Origin of the sequence: Maridesulfovibrio ferrireducens, assembly GCF_016342405.1 — a bacterium.
Lineage (GTDB): Bacteria > Desulfobacterota > Desulfovibrionia > Desulfovibrionales > Desulfovibrionaceae > Maridesulfovibrio > Maridesulfovibrio ferrireducens_A.
Window position 1 is genome coordinate 37,466 of record NZ_JAEINN010000014.1, and the last position, 17,052, is coordinate 54,517.

At 44.2% G+C, this 17,052-nt stretch carries 14 protein-coding genes; 7 read left to right on the forward strand and 7 right to left on the reverse strand.

The annotated features are described in order from the left end of the window. Nucleotides 1-15: 15 nt before the first annotated feature. The 7 genes from JEY82_RS14770 (at nt 16) to speB (ending at nt 10,099) form a co-directional block, all read left to right on the forward strand. A complete protein-coding gene (locus JEY82_RS14770; RefSeq protein WP_304086944.1) occupies nt 16-3,225 on the forward strand; it encodes a DEAD/DEAH box helicase in 3,210 nt (1,069 codons plus the stop codon). Between the two features lie 129 nt (nt 3,226-3,354). Then, a complete protein-coding gene (locus JEY82_RS14775; RefSeq protein ID WP_304086946.1) occupies nt 3,355-4,041 on the forward strand; it encodes a PilZ domain-containing protein in 687 nt (228 codons plus the stop codon). A 16-nt stretch (nt 4,042-4,057) separates the two neighbouring features. Next, the gene (locus tag JEY82_RS14780) at nt 4,058-4,606 is read left to right on the forward strand and encodes a hypothetical protein (protein ID WP_304086949.1); all 549 of its coding nucleotides are present in this window, start codon (nt 4,058-4,060) and stop codon (nt 4,604-4,606) included. Between the two features lie 302 nt (nt 4,607-4,908). Then, nucleotides 4,909-6,822 carry a biosynthetic arginine decarboxylase gene (gene speA, locus JEY82_RS14785; RefSeq protein WP_304086952.1) on the forward strand — a complete coding sequence of 638 codons (1,914 nt, stop codon included), beginning with the start codon at nt 4,909-4,911 and terminating at the stop codon, nt 6,820-6,822. 48 nt (nt 6,823-6,870) lie between these two features. Further along, nucleotides 6,871-8,061 (forward strand): saccharopine dehydrogenase family protein, encoded by a 1,191-nt coding sequence (locus JEY82_RS14790; protein WP_304086955.1) that lies wholly within the window; start codon nt 6,871-6,873, stop codon nt 8,059-8,061. After that, nucleotides 8,061-9,230 (forward strand): carboxynorspermidine decarboxylase, encoded by a 1,170-nt coding sequence (nspC, locus tag JEY82_RS14795; protein ID WP_304086957.1) that lies wholly within the window; start codon nt 8,061-8,063, stop codon nt 9,228-9,230. The genes JEY82_RS14790 and nspC overlap by 1 nt, the downstream gene beginning before the upstream one ends. Before the next feature lie 11 nt (nt 9,231-9,241). Continuing rightward, complete coding sequence (gene speB, locus JEY82_RS14800; protein ID WP_304086960.1) at nt 9,242-10,099, forward strand: agmatinase; 858 nt, start codon at nt 9,242-9,244, stop codon at nt 10,097-10,099. Nucleotides 10,100-10,157: 58 nt separating this feature from the next. On the opposite strand, the gene JEY82_RS14805 is transcribed toward speB, so the two are convergent. The 7 genes from JEY82_RS14805 to JEY82_RS14835 form a co-directional block, all read right to left on the reverse strand. After that, a complete protein-coding gene (locus tag JEY82_RS14805) occupies nt 10,158-10,745 on the reverse strand; it encodes a single-stranded DNA-binding protein (protein WP_304086963.1) in 588 nt (195 codons plus the stop codon). A gap of 42 nt (nt 10,746-10,787) precedes the next feature. Next, complete coding sequence (locus JEY82_RS14810) at nt 10,788-11,135, reverse strand: hypothetical protein (RefSeq protein ID WP_092162354.1); 348 nt, start codon at nt 11,133-11,135, stop codon at nt 10,788-10,790. 34 nt (nt 11,136-11,169) lie between these two features. Next, entirely contained in the window at nt 11,170-11,820 is a 651-nt protein-coding gene (locus JEY82_RS14815; protein WP_304086968.1) for a biotin attachment protein, read from the reverse strand. Nucleotides 11,821-12,132: 312 nt separating this feature from the next. After that, the gene (locus tag JEY82_RS14820; RefSeq protein WP_304086970.1) at nt 12,133-14,379 is read right to left on the reverse strand and encodes a carboxyl transferase domain-containing protein; all 2,247 of its coding nucleotides are present in this window, start codon (nt 14,377-14,379) and stop codon (nt 12,133-12,135) included. 38 nt (nt 14,380-14,417) lie between these two features. Then, a complete protein-coding gene (locus JEY82_RS14825) occupies nt 14,418-15,833 on the reverse strand; it encodes a biotin carboxylase N-terminal domain-containing protein (RefSeq protein WP_304086973.1) in 1,416 nt (471 codons plus the stop codon). A gap of 44 nt (nt 15,834-15,877) precedes the next feature. After that, complete coding sequence (locus tag JEY82_RS14830; RefSeq protein ID WP_304086976.1) at nt 15,878-16,246, reverse strand: PilZ domain-containing protein; 369 nt, start codon at nt 16,244-16,246, stop codon at nt 15,878-15,880. 56 nt (nt 16,247-16,302) lie between these two features. Next, nucleotides 16,303-17,052 carry a flagellar motor protein MotB gene (locus tag JEY82_RS14835; protein ID WP_304086979.1) on the reverse strand — a complete coding sequence of 250 codons (750 nt, stop codon included), beginning with the start codon at nt 17,050-17,052 and terminating at the stop codon, nt 16,303-16,305.

The following is a 17,052-nucleotide window of genomic DNA, read 5'->3' on the forward strand; positions in this document are numbered from 1 at the left end:
GGGGTCCAAGTAAGGATGTCTCAAAATGAAGAAGCAGTCGTAAAAAAGATACTCAAAGATTTTGTGTCCAATACCGTTCCGGAATATATTCTGGACGGCTCTCGCACTATTGTAAATTCCGGCGGAGTACAAAAGCTAGATTTAAAAAAACGTGAACGCTACTGGGATGTGGACTCTTCCATTCAAGGCGATGACTTTCAGATATACACATCCGAACTGGGACTGAATCTGGCTGAAGAAAATATAAACCATTACTGCAATTGCCCGGATTCTTATTCCGGCGTCTGTAGACATGTCGGTGCCGCAGCTTTAAAACTTTTGCTGACACTTGATTCCGAAGAAGAAAAAGCGGAATCAAGCAAGCAGGCTGACTGGCGTCAAAATTTCAGATCATTTTTTTCTACAGAACTTGAACCTGAAGCAGGTAAACATTATATAATTTATCGCATGTACCCTGAACCGGAACGGCTTCAGGTGTCATTTTTCAGAGCCAGACAAAATAAATCAGGACTTTCACAGGTTCAAAATGAAGTTGATCTCGAAAGCATCATTGCAAATCCGGAATGGAGCGAAACATCTCCCAACCTTCCGCTTGTAGCCGAACAGATCGGCCATTATCTTGACTACCGCGGACACAGAGTTGATATCCCGGCAGGCCTTCATGCCTGGTTTTTCAGAGCCGTAAAAGATGAATATTACATTTTCCTGCGCGACACGGACATTCCCATCCGTATCGAAAGCCGGACTATGCAGCTTAAATTATCTCCGCAGCTTGCAGAAGAAGGTCTCAGCTTTGATATTCTGCTTTCCGATGAAGGCAAACCTCCGTTTTCTATTATGGATGATGATGAGGTCTTCTTTTATGGCAGACTACCGCTATGGGTATATTGGAAGCATGGATTCTACCCTGTCCAGACAACTTTAGACCCTAAACTTGTACAGGAAATGAGGATTCAGAATCCTTCAATTCCACCCGGAGATATTCCTGAATTTCTTGATCGGGTATGGACACAGATTCCTGTTTCCGACCTTTATGATCACGAAGAATTTCTTGAAAAAATGCAACCGTTCTTTGTTCCGGCAGGCTTCAATCCGAAGCTTTACCTGAATGAAGAAGGTAGCCTGCTGACCATCAGGATCGATAATATATATGAGACTGAGCATGGTGAAGTCAGCATGCCCGAACCTAATCCTGATCTGCAAACCGGCAGTTATAAAGATGGAGAAAAATCTTATCTGGTTCGTCGCGCTCAGGATGAAGAGGCTATGCTTTTCTCTGAACTCAGAGATATGGGTTTCCAGCCGAGAAACAATTCTACATGGTTCATGGAACAGGAAGCTGCAATCACATTCCTGCTTGATTTCTATCCGCAGCTAGTTGAAGCCTACAGAATTTACGGTGAAAAAAACCTTACACGCTACAAAGTAAGATTAACCAAACCGCAAATAGTTGCTGAAATAGATACGGATGATGACAATAAATGGTTCAACCTCGATATTACTGTCGAGTATGACGACCAGCGTGTTCCTATCGATAAAATATGGGAAGCATGGAGTCAGGGTAAACGTTATGTACAGCTTAAAGACGGCTCATACACAAGTCTGCCTGAATCTTGGCTCAAAAAACTGAGCCACAAGCTTAAAGCTCTCGGGTATGATCCGGACCAGCCTCCAAGGGCTACGTATGAACAATACGAAACTCCGATTCTGGACAAAATTATTGAAGATCTTCCTGACACCAAAACTGATGAACAGTTTGTCAAACTAAGGGAAAAAATTCATAATTTCGAAGAGATAAAACAGCTTGAACCTCCTAAAGGTCTCGATGCGACATTGCGTCCATATCAGCTTCAGGGCTTAAGCTACTTGAATTTCCTGCGTGAATACCACTTCGGAGGAATTCTCGCGGATGAAATGGGACTTGGTAAAACCATTCAGACCCTTTCTTTCCTTCTTTCGCTTTATGAAAGAGATATAAAAGGACCGAATCTGATCATTGTTCCGACCTCAGTTCTTCCCAACTGGGAGCGTGAAGCTAAGAAATTCGTTCCTCAGCTTTCAGTCTTGACTATCTACGGGTCCAGACGTGAAGAACTGTTCAAACAGATCAGCACATCCAACATCGTAATTACGACGTACGCATTACTGCGCAGAGATCTTGAAGAACTGCTCAAGCGGGAATACACATCTGTAATTCTCGACGAAGCACAGAACATTAAAAATCCGAATACCATTACCGCAAAATCTGTGCGTCAGTTAAAATCTGACATGAGACTCTGCCTTTCCGGTACTCCGATTGAAAATAATCTATTTGAACTATGGTCCCTGTTCGAGTTCCTTATGCCCGGATTCCTCAGTTCACAACACGCTTTCCAGCGCGGCATAATTAAACCGATCAAAGACGGTGACGAAGAGGCTCTTGATTACCTCCGTACCAGAGTTAAACCGTTCATTCTTCGCAGAACAAAATCTGAAGTGGCGAAAGACCTTCCGCCTAAAATCGAAACTGTTCATTACTGCGACCTCATCGAAGAACAGCGTGATCTGTACAATGCTCTGGCTAAACGCCTTAGAGATCAGGTTCTCAAAGATGTTGATCAAAAAGGTATGGCAAAAAGCCAGATGTCCATCCTTGATGCACTTCTCAAACTCAGACAGATCTGCTGTCACCCGAGACTACTCAAACTCGACATGCCCGGTTTTTCAACCAATCTTCCGTCCGGTAAGTTTGATGCCTTCAAAGACCTCATCTTTGATATAGTAGAAGGCGGACATAAAGTTCTTGTTTTCTCGCAGTTTGTGCAGATGCTTCATATCATCCGCTCATGGTTGACCATTAAAGAAATTCCTTTCACCTATCTTGACGGTTCCAGTAAAGACCGCTTCGAGCAGGTGGATAAGTTTAACGATACTCCTGAAATCCCGATCTTCCTGATCTCCCTCAAAGCGGGTGGAACAGGTCTGAACCTGACCTCAGCTGACTACGTTATTCATTATGACCCATGGTGGAACCCGGCTGTTGAAAATCAGGCAACTGACCGTACTCACCGTATCGGTCAAAAGAGACAGGTTTTTGCTTACAAGCTGATCTGTCAAAACACAGTTGAAGAAAAAATTCTTAAACTGCAGGAAATGAAAAAAAGTGTTGCGGACGCAATTATTCCCGGTCAATCAGCACTCAAGTCTCTCACTCGAGATGATCTTGAAATGTTATTTGAAATTTAGATTTCGCGTAACAAAATCGTCACAGAAAAACTTAATAACCCCGGGTTCTTTAAATAGAACTCGGGGTTACTTTTTTGATGAAACAGAGTACGGTGCAATCATTCAGCTTTTAACTTTCAGGAGATTCTAATGCTTACCGATGAAAAAATTCCTGTTATAGCCTTTGTCGATAACCCTGAACATTACCAAAAATCAGAAGTAACTAATGATCTTAATATAAAATATTGTGCAAGTTTAGACCTCTTCCTTAACGAAGTACTTGAAGAAAAATTTGCAGGACTGATTCTCGACATCCCAAAAGTAATGAAAACACCAATTTATGAACGCAATAGAATTTTCTCTATCAGCGCTGAAAGACCGTTAATAAGAACTAAAATTGAATCCAACAAAGCCGTTTTTGTCGACGATCCGTCAAATTTTAAACTATGTTGCAGAGAAAAAACCAGGTCTATGACCCGCATAAATGAAAGGGTAGAAGTTAATATTCCAATATTGATAAGCTCTGAAAATGATCCGGCAATGGCCAATAGTTTTAATGGAATTATCCAAAACATTTCTGAATCAGGTTGCTTTATTAATACAGATGTAGATCTTTTTGATCAGGATTTTATATATTTAAGATTCGACAATATTTCCAACAAACTACCTATATACGTAGGAATCCGCTGGACAAAATCAACAAAAGACAACTTAGAGGGAGTCGGTGTAAAATTCATAACTATGACAGAGGATCAATCTTCTGAGCTATTGACCAAATACATTAATCCCAACCTGAAAAACAACAATGCCAAAGACAGAAGCCACGCCACAGGCTAAATAATAATGAGGGATCATGATAAAAGTCCGCTCGTTTTTGATCCACATAGTAAAATTCGCAACACACCTTGCGTTGTCATCTGTACTTTTCAGCGGATGCGCATACTTCGGCAATCCCATCAATGCGGCCATAGAACTGAATAGTGAAAGACAATATGAACAAGCAGTACAGCAATTAAATCATGTAATTGAATCGGACGCATCGGCTATTACCAAAGCACAAGCTTTCATGCTTAGAGGAAAATCTTACATAAAATTACACGAATATAGATATGCATACCGCGACTTGCAGGTTGCATGGAAAGTATCATGCGACCTTTACCAGAATTCTCCGGATTATGAACTTACGCCTCCGAACTCCACTTCCAATTCATCTGAACCAAATCCCGGATCAACGTCTGCCGCCCCATTTCATCCAGCTCATGCCTGTGTAGAAACTATTCCGTTATTAATTGATGAACTAAAACCGTTCACAAGCGATTTCGCAGCCATAATGGCTACACAGGATGCTTCGGCAATCATTAAAAAGATGTTTCCGGAATTATTAAAAAAAATATCACAGTAGCATACGACCTAACACCTTACAAATATGCATTAAATTAAACAAAGACTTTCTGATAATATCATGTATTATAATAAGAAGAAGAACACTCTCAGTTTAAATCTCTTTGTATAGTTATTTTTTTTGATAAATAGTCAATAAATACAAGGGCACGACTGTTGAAAATTATATTTTGTTATTATTCGTATTGACATTTATTGCTACCGTCCATAAATGCCGTTTTCTGACAGTTGAAAAACACTTTGTTTTCCAACTACCCGGTACGGGAGCACCCCCGATTTACTTTTCATATGGAGGATTTATGAGTGACCCATACACTGGAAAGATGGACCGCTGAACGGTCTACAGAACTCTACGGCGTCCGCGAATGGGGCGCTGGATTCTTCGGCGTCTCCGATAATGGAGATCTTCAGGTTTCTGCCGACCCCGGTCATTTCGATCATGCGGTCAGCATACCGGAGATAATCGCCGGCATTCAAGAACGCGGATTGGGCATGCCTGTCCTTCTGCGCATCGAGAATATCCTCGACACCCAGATATCCCTGCTTAACGAAAGCTTTATTTCTGCCATCGGAAGCCTCGGCTACCGCGGGGCATATCTCGGGGCATACCCTATAAAGGTCAATCAGCAACAGCAGGTGGTAGAGGCCGTGACTCGTCACGGTAAAAAATACCATCATGGTCTTGAAGCCGGAAGTAAGGCTGAACTCATCGCAGCTATGGGCATGATGCGAGACACTGAAGCAGTGCTCATCTGCAACGGCTACAAGGATGAGGAATTCATAGACCTTGGTCTGCACGCAACCCAGCTCGGTTTCAAGTGTGTTCTGGTTGTTGAAATGCCAAGTGAACTGGCTCTCATCATCGAACGCTCCAAGACAAAAGGCGTAAAGCCTATACTGGGAGTTCGGGTCAAGCTTTCCTCACAGGCAAACGGCCTCTGGTCAGAGTCTGGCGGAGACCGTTCGATCTTCGGACTGAATGCAACCCAGATCATTGATGTAATTGATCGTCTGCGTGAAGCGGAAATGTTAGACTGTCTGCAACTGCTACACTACCATCTCGGTTCACAGATCCCCAATATCCGTGATATTCGCGGAGCTGTATCCGAAGCAAGCCGCGTGTATGCGGGGCTGGTCGGTGAAGGAGCTAATATGCGCTACCTCGACCTCGGTGGCGGTCTGGCAGTTGATTACGACGGAACTCAGACCAACTTCATGAGCAGCCGCAACTATTCTGTAAACGAATACTGCGTCGACGTTGTTGAAGGCGTAATGACCGTGCTTGACGAGCAGGAAGTGGATCATCCGATAATTGTCACCGAGTCAGGGCGTGCGGTAGTAGCATACTATTCAATGCTGCTCTTCAATGTGCTGGATGCCGCACACTTCGAACCGGAACCTCTGCCGGAGACGCTTCCCGAAGATACAAATATTCACATTCAACACTTATTTGATGCGTTGAAAACTCTGAACCTGCGCAATATTCAGGAATGTTTTAACGATATCCTGTACTACCGCGACGAAGTCCGGCAAGCATTCAGCAGCGGCAGGATATCCTTCAGAGAACGCGCCATGGGCGAAAATGTCTTTTGGGAGACAATCCGCCGCATAGCTATTCTGGCGAAAGATCTGCCAACTCTTCCTCATGAGCTGGAAGGTATCGGGCATGCTCTTTCAGACATATACTACTGCAACTTCAGTGTATTTCAATCTCTTCCGGATGCCTGGGCGATAGGTCAACTATTCCCCATTATGCCGGTGCATCGTCTGAACGAAAGACCTTCACGAGAAGGAATTCTGGCAGACATAACCTGCGACTGTGACGGTAAAATTGACAGGTTCATCGATAGTCAGGGCGTTAAAAAAACGATGCCTCTGCATGTCCTGAAGGAAAACGCCGAGTACTACCTCGGAGCCTTCCTTGTTGGGGCCTATCAGGAAACACTCGGCGATCTGCATAACCTGCTGGGTGACACAAATATCGTGACAGTCAGGATACGCGATAATGGCGAGTTCGACTTTGTCGGAGAGATGGAAGGAGACACGGTGGAAGAAATTCTCTCTTATGTAGAATACGACACCAAATACCTTCTGACCCGTTTTCGTGAAACTGCGGAGAACGCCGTACGCACAGGGAAAATAACCCCGGCACAGCGCAGAGAAATACTTCAAGCTTACAAAATAGGCTTGCAGGGATACACTTACTTCGAAAGATAAAACAAATGGTGTCCTCCGACAACGAGGACACCATATGAGGAGACAGTTATGTCTAAAGTTCTAATCATCGGTGCCGGAGGCGTCGGCAGTGTAGCAGTTCACAAATGCGCCCAGATTCCAGAAATTTTCACTGAAATACATCTTGCCAGTCGCACTAAGGCTAAGTGTGATGCTATCGCCGAATCCGTAAAAACACGGACAGGCGTCACCGTGCCCACATATCAGGTTGATGCGGACAACGTTCCCGAAACCGTAGAATTACTCAAAAAGATAAAGCCCGATCTTCTGGTCAATCTAGCCTTGCCGTATCAAGACCTCACCCTCATGGACGCATGTCTTGAGACCGGAGTTAATTACATGGATACGGCCAACTATGAGCCCCTCGACGAAGCAAAATTTGAATACAAATGGCAGTGGGCATATCAGGAACGTTTTAAAGAAGCAGGCCTGATGGCCCTTCTCGGCTCAGGTTTTGATCCGGGCGTTACCAATGTATTTGCAGCCCACGCTATGAAGCACCACTTCGATGAAATTCACGAACTGGACATCATCGACTGCAACGCAGGTGATCATGGACAGGCTTTTGCGACCAATTTCAACCCGGAAATAAATATCCGGGAAATCACCCAGCGCGGACGCTACTGGGAACGTGGCGAATGGGTGGAAACCGATCCTCTGGCATGGTCCATGAACTATGACTTCCCTGAAGATATCGGTGAAAAAAAATGCTACCTTATGTACCACGAAGAATTGGAATCGCTTGCCCTTAATATTAAAGGACTAAAACGTGCCCGTTTCTGGATGACATTTTCCGAGAAATACCTCACCCACTTAAAAGTGCTTGAGAACATCGGCATGACTTCCATTGAACCGATCGAGTACAACGGGCAGATGATTCAGCCCATTAAATTCCTGACGGCAGTTCTGCCTGAGCCGGGATCACTGGGACCGCTCACAAAAGGCCGCACCTGTATCGGTAATGTCATGAAAGGCATAAAAAACGGCAAGGAAAAGAAACTCTACGTTTACAACATATGCAGTCATGAAGCCGCATATAAGGAAGTAGGTTCTCAGGCCATTTCCTACACAACCGGAGTTCCTGCCATGATCGGTGCTATGATGATGCTCACCGGAAAATGGACCGGAACGGGCGTTTTCAACATGGAACAGCTTGACCCTGATCCTTTTATGGAAGCCCTTAATAAACACGGTCTGCCATGGAAGGAAGTGGAACTGTAGTGGACGGTCGCACCGAATTCCGCTTCAACCCTGCTGAAGTGGAAACTCCATCTTACGTAATCGACGAGGGCCTCCTTAAAAAAAATCTGGAGGTCCTCGCCTCAATAAAAGAACAGACTGGATGCAGGATTCTTCTTGCACTCAAATGTTTTGCCATGTTCAGCACATTTCCGATGCTTGCTGAAAAGCTGGACGGAGTATGCGCAAGCTCACCGCACGAAGCCAGACTCGGACGTGAAGAATTCGGTCGCGAAGTTCATACATTTGCCGCCGGATACTCCGAAAAAGACATCCGCGAGCTTTGTGAGACAAGCGATCACATCGTTTTTAATTCGTTTGCACAACTTGATAAATTCCGGACTCTTGTGAAGTCTCTCGCAGCCGGGCAGAAAAGAGAAATCGAAATTGCTGTCCGCATTAATCCGGAACATTCTGAAGGGGCAACCCCGATCTATGATCCTTGTTCTCCCGGTTCGCGTCTCGGCATTCGCAGAGCACACTTTGATCCTGACAACCTTGAAGGGGTAACAGGCCTGCACTGGCACAACCTCTGCGAGCAGGACGCTGACTGTCTGGAAAGAACCATTGAAACTGTAGAAGCAAACTTTGCCGACATTCTGCCGCGTATGTGTTACGTCAACTTCGGTGGAGGACATCACATAACAAAACCGGGCTATGATCTAAATCTGCTGGTAAAACTCGTCACCACTTTTAAGAAAAAATGGAATGTCGAAGTTTATCTGGAGCCCGGTGAAGCTGTGGCGTTAAATAGCGGATATCTCGTGTCTACAGTTCTGGACGTGGTTCAGGCTGACATGCCCATCGTTATCATGGACTCAGCTGTTCCGTGCCATATGCCGGATGTAATCGAGATGCCCTACCGTCCGCATATCGCGGGATCAGGTGAAGCGGGTGAAAAAGCATGGACATGCAGAATAGGAGGACCTTCCTGTCTGGCCGGTGATATTGCCGGAGAATACTCTTTCGATGCACCGCTCCAAACTGGGGACACTCTGGTATTTACAGACATGGCCATCTATTCAATGGTTAAGACTAATACCTTCAATGGCATTCAATTGCCCTCGATAACGCTTTACAAACCGAAATCAGACGAAATACACACAATACGTCGATTCGGTTATGAAGACTTCAAAAACCGCCTGTCATAGGAGAATGGCTAATGGCTACGCATTTTCTCGAAGGGGAAATCCCCAACGAAAACCCTGAAGAAGCATCTTTCCATATTATTCCAGTTCCTCTTGAAACTTCAGTTTCTTACGGTTCAGGTACCGCATTCGGTCCTGAGGCAATCATAGAAGCATCCACTCAGCTTGAACTGTGGGACGGCAAATCAGTTCCTGCTGATGACGGCATTCACACTGCCGAGCCTATTGATTGCTCAAAAGATATTTCTAAAACAATTGATGAGATAGAAGACGCAGTTGCCTACGCCGTAGAGTGTGAAGCTGTGCCTTTCATCCTTGGCGGAGAGCACACTGTGACAATCGGCGCATTACGAGCGTTAAAGCAAAAATATGGACGTTTCGGAGTCGTCCAGTTTGATGCACACGCTGACCTGCGCGACATATATGAAGGATCTCTCTACAGTCATGCCTGCGTTATGCGCCGGGCCAGTGAAGATTTGAAACTGCCCATTTTTCAAATCGGAGTACGCGCCCTGTGTTTAGAAGAAGTTGAATACCGTGAAAAAATGGAAATTTCACATCTTGATGCCCGCAAACTTCATCTGAGAGGAATTCCGAAAATCCTTCTTCCCACAGACTTCCCTGAAAAGATTTACATAACTTTCGATGTTGACGGACTCGACCCGTCTGTTATTCGTGCAACAGGAACTCCTGTTCCCGGCGGAATAAGCTGGCACGATGCCCTTACGTTGCTGGAACGTGCTGTTTCAAACAGAAAAATCATCGGAGCGGATGTGGTTGAACTTGCTCCCAGCGACGGTGACCACGGTTCTGACTTTGCCGCCGCACAACTGGTCTATCAAATAATGGGGCTCTGTCCGCTGGAAGATTAAAAAAAAGAGGGTGCAGATGCACCCTCTTTTTTTATTATCATTTATTAAAACTATATAATTAAAATGGAACTTCATCCATTCCGCTGGCTTCAGAAGGAAATGCAGGTCCAAGATCTTCATCCTGCGAACCGCCTCCCTGCTGAGGAGCATTGTTGTACTGATTCTGCTGAGGCTGTTGTTGACTCTGCTGCTGGTTATACTGACCAGCATTGTTCTGCTGGTTGTATTGACCTTGCTGATTCTGCTGGGACTGCTGATTCTGCTGGTTATATTGACCTTGCTGCTGTCCCTGACCACCACCATCACTCTGACGGCTGTCGAGACCTTGAACATTGGTAGCCTGAATCTTAGTAGTGTAACGATCCTGACCGTTCTTATCCTGCCACTTATCAGTCTGCAACTTACCTTCAACCATAACCAGACGGCCTTTGCTAAGGTATTTACTTACAAATTCAGCTGTACCGCGCCAAGCGACAATATTATGCCATTCAGTTTTTTCAATTTTCTGCCCTGAATTGCGATCTTTATATCCTTCATCAGTGGCAACTGAAAAATTCGCTACAGCCTGACCGGAGGTTGTATATGAAATTTTAGGGTCCTGCCCAATACGACCAACCAAAATAACCTTATTCATGCTTCCAGCCATTTGCGACTCCTTTATATTAAATATTCGTTATTATTTTATTTATTACTTATCTTTAACAGCTTTCTTTTCTAAATCATCAAGCAAATCTTCCAGCGCAAAACTGACCGTGTTAGCTTCAGTTGCTTTCCAATCACCAAGAGCATCTTCGATCTGCAACTTAAGATTAAAAGCCTTCCTTATGGACTCACCAAGAGTTTGTTCCTCTGTCTTTGACAGCATTCCCAGCTCAAGCTTATCCTTAAGATCTTCAACCAGTTCAATCACTCCATGAGGTCGGCCTTCCGCCCGAGGTTCAGCCCATGTCATAGCTACTAAAAAAGGCCAAGCATTCTCAACCTGAGATTCATCGTAAGTTTTAGCCATGACTCTTATTTGAAGTACATTTCCCATACTGACAATCCTCTCTGGTTTAAAAATAGAATGACTAGTCTCTTTCTTCCCACTCACTTTGAACGCGATTTACAACTTCCTGAATGTGCTTAAGCTGATCAGCAGGGCAAACTCCGATAAGAGCCTGACCAGCATCAACATTATCGCCGTTATGAAAATAAACAGCGTAAATAAGACCTTCCGGACCTGCATAATTCAAAGGAGTTTCTCTTTTCATGCGCGAAACAATAAAAAGCTCAAGCCCTTCGCGAACTTTTACGGAGCGTTCTCCGGAACCTTTAATCTTTGTATCGATTTCAGGGGTAAAATAATATTTAGCCTTTTCAGGTGCATTGAAAAGAAAAAGCGCTTTCTTCAAAATAAGCTGTATCACTTCTTCCTTAGAGAGAAAATGACGAATCTTAAGAAGAACTTCCCCTGCTTCAACAAACTTACCTTCAAGGTCATGTCTGATAGAAACAATTTCACCTTTTTCAGGAGCAGGTATATTTTTAGTATTTCTTTCTCTAGTTAACTTAGCGAGCACAGTTCCGGGCTTTTCTTTCCATTCTCCGGAAGGACCGCTGACTTTATCACCAACTTTAAGATCAGCAAACTCAACCTTTCCGGTATGCGGAACGGAAATTTCAACTTCTTCGTAAGGAGAAGCCTTAATCTCTTCAAGCAGCTCTTTAATATTCAACATTATATGAACCTCTGAATTATTTTCTGTTAACCGCCCTCTTTCGGGCAATAACGATTTTAACCTTCAACTGCGTAATATAACGAACAGTTTGAATACGTGTTTGACAATTTTATTCTAACAACATCTCTTCTTTAACTCACCGAAGGATTTTGGACAATCCGTAGATTTGTCAAAAAATTTTAATAATTTTAACATATCAAAACATCCCACTGGTAAGACACAAGAAAAACTCAATATCTACACACTGTTATTCAGTATGAGATTTTGAGTCTTTTGCAGAGACAAAGCAGATGGCTTTTTAAGGAAAGCCTGTTAACGGTAGTAGAGGTTTCTCCCCCCCATGGTCAAGAGGGATTGATGCACATTTTTACTCATTTCCCTGCGATCCCATATTCCTTGTATGTGCCCTCTGGCAAGTGCATTCCACGCAATATGATAATTGGGGTGAACATTCATGCCTATTGTTTCACTAATTACGCGAGGCCCGGCAAATCCGATACGTGAAGATCTTATGCCGAACTGATATGGTGAACATCCTAGAAAACTTGCTACGGACCCGCCATAAGAATTGGTATCATACACAACAAGATAAAGCCCCCCGGCGTCCATATATCTGCGCACTGCCATTGTGCAACGCGGCATCTGCATAACGCCGTGAGTTCCTTCCTGTATTCTTATCCCGGCAGTTCCATGAACGTATGCGATAAGAGGTAATTGCTTACGCTGCGCGCGTTCAGTCGCGCGAATAATCTTTTCACCTTCCGCGGCTCCTATGGAACCACCTCTGAACGGAGCGGCAATGCAGATTACAACAGCATTAATATCTTCCATACGGGTTTCAAAAGTTATGCACGAAGAACGAAGCCCGGTCTTTTTACGAATCTCATTAAGTTTAAGATCAAAACCTTCATAATCAAGAGGATTAGCTGATTCTATACCTGAATTAAATTCAAATCCTTCCGCATAATTGAAAACATTATAAAGGTACCACTGATATTCCATGGGGAAATGATGACCGCAAGTACTGCACACTCCACCGAAATCACCAAAAAGATCAGGGCCCCACAGGTCTAGACATCCCTCTTCTGTTGAATTGGGACAGGTCAATGTTCTATCTGCCGTACTTTGCGGACTTCTATATTTCCACTGCCCCTCTTCAAGACATGGCCCACCGCAGGGACCGGAAAGACAAAGAAGTTTATCCCGCATTTCTCCGGATAGATTGCTTTGAGAAGAACTTTCCCCATTTCCATTTTTAAGCAGACGTGATGTTCTGTTTTTAATCAGATGGGCCTCGGACTGGATTCCCTCCACTCCCTGCTTGGCAAAACGGACCACACGACCAATCATATTATACAAAACCCATGACCTAGTGGACCACGCCACTCCCTGCAAAGCAGATCCCATCTTAAGAACAAGTGAACGATTATCCATATAAGCCGAAGTGGAAAGATTTCTAAACTTTTCATGACGCCGTTCAATCAGTCTGGTTCGCGCTCTGCCGCTTAAATCCCAGCGCATAAAAAGATCTTCTTCGCTATTTTTATGGCGTAAAAATGTTGCCCTGAAAGGCTTCTTCCATTTGGCAGAAATACATGCTTCATTAGTGGCGCGGATAATCTCAGATCTTAGCTTTCTAAAAAAATCGTAATTATGAGGCCTTGCACCCAGAACAGGCTCCCGAATAATTCTGTCCACGTACCCCAGTCGGAGGTTATCTTCGGCAGTAATGCAAAGCCTGCGGGCACAGCGGGTAATCAGTTCTTCACTGACGCGCTCGCCTCTGTGCAGATTAGCTTCAATTGCAGCGGCACCTTCAGGAGAAATAACGGAATAATACCCATGTGAAAGCATCAGCCTGCGGTCGGCAAGACCAATAGCCTCCGCACCGCCTGACCCTCCTTCCGAAATTACTGCCACGATGGGAACATTTATACGGCTCATTCCGTAAATATTTTTTGCTATCTGCTGCGCGGCCCCCGGATACTCTTCAACTGGATACGAGCCCGGAGTAAAAATATATGTATGAATGGGAATGCCTTCCGCCTCAGCAACTTTCATATAGTGCAAAGCTTTAGCGTTCCCCCATGGCTTAACTGAGCCGCCGTTGCGAAATTCCTGCCCGTGCCCCTTTTCCTGACCGATAACCATCACAGGCTGATTCACAATTTTATTGCCGACCCTTCTGGCGATACAGGCCTGCGCGATAACCATTGCCGGATCAATACTGAACTCACCAAGCCCGCCAAGTTCCGTGTAGTTATCGTAAACATTTTCTAAAATATCTGTCAGGCAAATCCGCTGCGGATGACGCACAATACGGACCCTGTCCATCGGAGTAAGCTCTTTCTCAAGTTTAGCTTCAAGAAAACTGAACAAGTCTTCAAGTCTGACAAGCTGACGTTCTAAATCTTGATGGGAAATTTTTGAGCGCAACTCATTACATTCACTAAGCTCAGAACTGAGCATAGCGACATTTACATTTTCCTGATTTTTGAAAATGTCTTTAATGTAATTTAGTCGTTTAATCAGCGCATCAATGCGCTTATCAGTATTCATTTACGCCCTGATTAAGTTAAGCTTTATAAAAATATTGGCTAAAATTCCAATATGCCGGAGGTCTTCTCTTTCAAATAAGCAATATTGGATTGCAACTTCTGCCCTGACCGGTCAGCCCCCTGCAATTCCAAACCTTCAAGAAATTCAACGCCTCTTTCTCGGACCTGTTGCAGTGAGTCTCCCCGGACAATAGCAAGAGCCAGATTGGGGTCGAATTCAGTCGGAATTTCATATTCACAATCAGTCGGAACCTGTGTGTAAACTTTTAGCCAATCCTGCTCGTTCCAACCGAATTTTGTAATAGTGCCAACCCACGGAGCAAAATTTCTATCAGGATTTTCAGCAATAATCCGATATTCCAAAGCAAGACCGTTCAAGAAAACATTATTCTGAGAGTATCCTAACTCCGCGCCAAGTCCCAGCCGAACCTGCTCACGAACGATATCCACATCATATCCATGAACACTCGCAATTGCAGATGAAACCCCGTTTTCCACCTGAATCCGGGTATTAACTTCCATAAGAAAAGGTTCACCTCGGGGAGTTACAATCCATTCCCATGTACCCACATTGTCATAGGAAACTTCCTGCGCCATCGAAAGAGAATGTTTAGTAATGCGCTCAAGCACATCAGCAGCATTGAAAATATAATGAATACCTTCAGGAGCAAATCCCGGAGCAACTTCAATTCGCTTTTGATTACCACTGCTCTGGACAGAACAGTTACGAGTTCCGAAGTGAACATGATTTTTGCCGGACCGTTCAGAAACAATCTGGACTTCAAGATGGTTAAATCCATAAATACGCTGCTCGATCAACACGCCTTCATCATTAAACTGTCTTTTAGCGTAATTACGTATCCGCCTGAAAACAGAACGGAATTCATCCTGATCGGTAACCTCCTCAATTCCCATTCCACCTCCACCAGCAGAGGCTTTAACCATAATTGCAGCGGCCTTGAACCCCTGCTCTTTTTGAAATGAAAATAGACTGTCAGCAAATTCAACAGCCTCCAATTCATTATAAATAGGTCTGTCAGAACCGGGAATTGTTGGAACCCCGAGACTGCGGGCAAGGCGTTTGGTATTGATTTTGTCGCCCAGTTCACGGATTATCCACCATGAAGGGCCAATGAAGATAAGCGGATTTTCTCTTTCAACAACGCGGCGGGCAAAACGGAAATCCTCAGCAAAAAAACCATAACCGGGATGGATAGCAGTAGCACCGCAGTTATCAGCTACACTGAAAATTTCATTGGCATCACGGTACGAATTAATACGATAAAGCCCGCTTTCTCCGCCGTTATCGCTGGCAAAACGAACATGCCCGCTATCACGGTCTGCTTCGGTATAAACGCATGTAAAACGCTGTTTAAGCTCAATACAGGCTTTAGCTATTCGAATCGCTATTTCACCTCTATTCGCTATAAGTACCCGATGTTCTTCACTATACACAGTTTAAAACCACCACCTGATAATAAAATTTTGGCCTGCTTTAATCAGGATGCGCCTTTCTTTTTGCGCAACAGAATCATTCGCTTCTGAATTTCAAGAACAAGCTTATCCAGTCGAGCTTCCTGATACTTATCAAGGCCGATAAAAATACACCCCATCAACCCTTTTCCGATATCTCTGACAATCTCAAGGGTAATTCCCAGAAGAATCCCTTTTGAACCCAAAAGAAGATCCACTTCGAGCGGTGTTCCAACCTCAAAAACATCATTTCCAGAAGTAAAAGCCAATCCGTTTACACTGAAATCTTTAACGCTAAAAGGATCAGGATAACCCTTGATTCTTATAGCAAGCCCTGGGACACTTGTCCGAAATGCTCCCCTAGCCTTATTTGAACTCTCGTAAGATAAATCCATCTCACTACCATCCTCGGTTCAACTGGTTAATACCGTTGACATCAACAGTCACATCATCAAGGCCCGGTCATTATTTTATCCAGAACAAATTCTACACGCCTGTTACGCTGGCGGTTCTGCGAAGAATTGTTCGGCACAAGAGGATCCATTTCACCCAATCCTGTAGCAGTGAGTCTGTTAGGTTTTATACCAAGCTTCATCAGATACCTAAGAACGTTAACGGCCCGCAAAGAAGAAATTTCCCAGTTATCCTTAAGACGACTGGCCGATCCGGGTTGAGTGTCGTCAGTATACCCCTTTATGTTGATATACTGATCCGGGTGCTGAATAAAAAAGTCTTTCATTGCAGCGATAGCAACCCGCCCTTTTTTGCTGAGAGTTACTTTTCCGGGACTAAATAAAACATCCGACGGAAGTTTTAGAACAATCTTTCCGTCCTCGAATTTGGCGCTCATTATCCCCTCAACCCCTTTAGTGGTCTGGAGATACTTAACGTCTTCATAAACTTTCCGCTGAGCTTTAATAATCTGCCTGCGAGTAACAACCTGATTGAGAATAGCTCCGGCTTCCTCACGCGCAACTTTGCTTGTAGCTACTCTATCGAGCTTTCCCTTAATAGCTTTAGTCACAGACTGAAATGTCAGATCAAATTTTTTGGCGTCAATCTCAGACATAGAATAAAGCAAAATGAAAAAGACAAGCAGAAGCATGCATAAATCAGCAAAAGTGGTTATCCACTCATTGGAATCATCTTCATCTTCTTCAATGTCATCCGGCAGAATAGAAGAATTAAATTCTTTACCCAT

Coding starts and splice junctions, on each gene's coding strand:
- JEY82_RS14780 (WP_304086949.1), top strand. CDS start 4,058: ATGATAAAAGTCCGCTCGTTTTTGATCCACATAGTAAAATTCGCAACA.
- JEY82_RS14805 (WP_304086963.1), bottom strand. CDS start 10,745: ATGGCTGGAAGCATGAATAAGGTTATTTTGGTTGGTCGTATTGGGCAG.
- JEY82_RS14810 (WP_092162354.1), bottom strand. CDS start 11,135: ATGGGAAATGTACTTCAAATAAGAGTCATGGCTAAAACTTACGATGAA.
- JEY82_RS14775 (WP_304086946.1), top strand. CDS start 3,355: ATGCTTACCGATGAAAAAATTCCTGTTATAGCCTTTGTCGATAACCCT.
- JEY82_RS14790 (WP_304086955.1), top strand. CDS start 6,871: ATGTCTAAAGTTCTAATCATCGGTGCCGGAGGCGTCGGCAGTGTAGCA.
- JEY82_RS14830 (WP_304086976.1), bottom strand. CDS start 16,246: ATGGATTTATCTTACGAGAGTTCAAATAAGGCTAGGGGAGCATTTCGG.
- JEY82_RS14820 (WP_304086970.1), bottom strand. CDS start 14,379: ATGAATACTGATAAGCGCATTGATGCGCTGATTAAACGACTAAATTAC.
- JEY82_RS14770 (WP_304086944.1), top strand. CDS start 16: ATGTCTCAAAATGAAGAAGCAGTCGTAAAAAAGATACTCAAAGATTTT.
- JEY82_RS14835 (WP_304086979.1), bottom strand. CDS start 17,052: ATGGGTAAAGAATTTAATTCTTCTATTCTGCCGGATGACATTGAAGAA.
- speB (WP_304086960.1), top strand. CDS start 9,242: ATGGCTACGCATTTTCTCGAAGGGGAAATCCCCAACGAAAACCCTGAA.
- JEY82_RS14815 (WP_304086968.1), bottom strand. CDS start 11,820: ATGTTGAATATTAAAGAGCTGCTTGAAGAGATTAAGGCTTCTCCTTAC.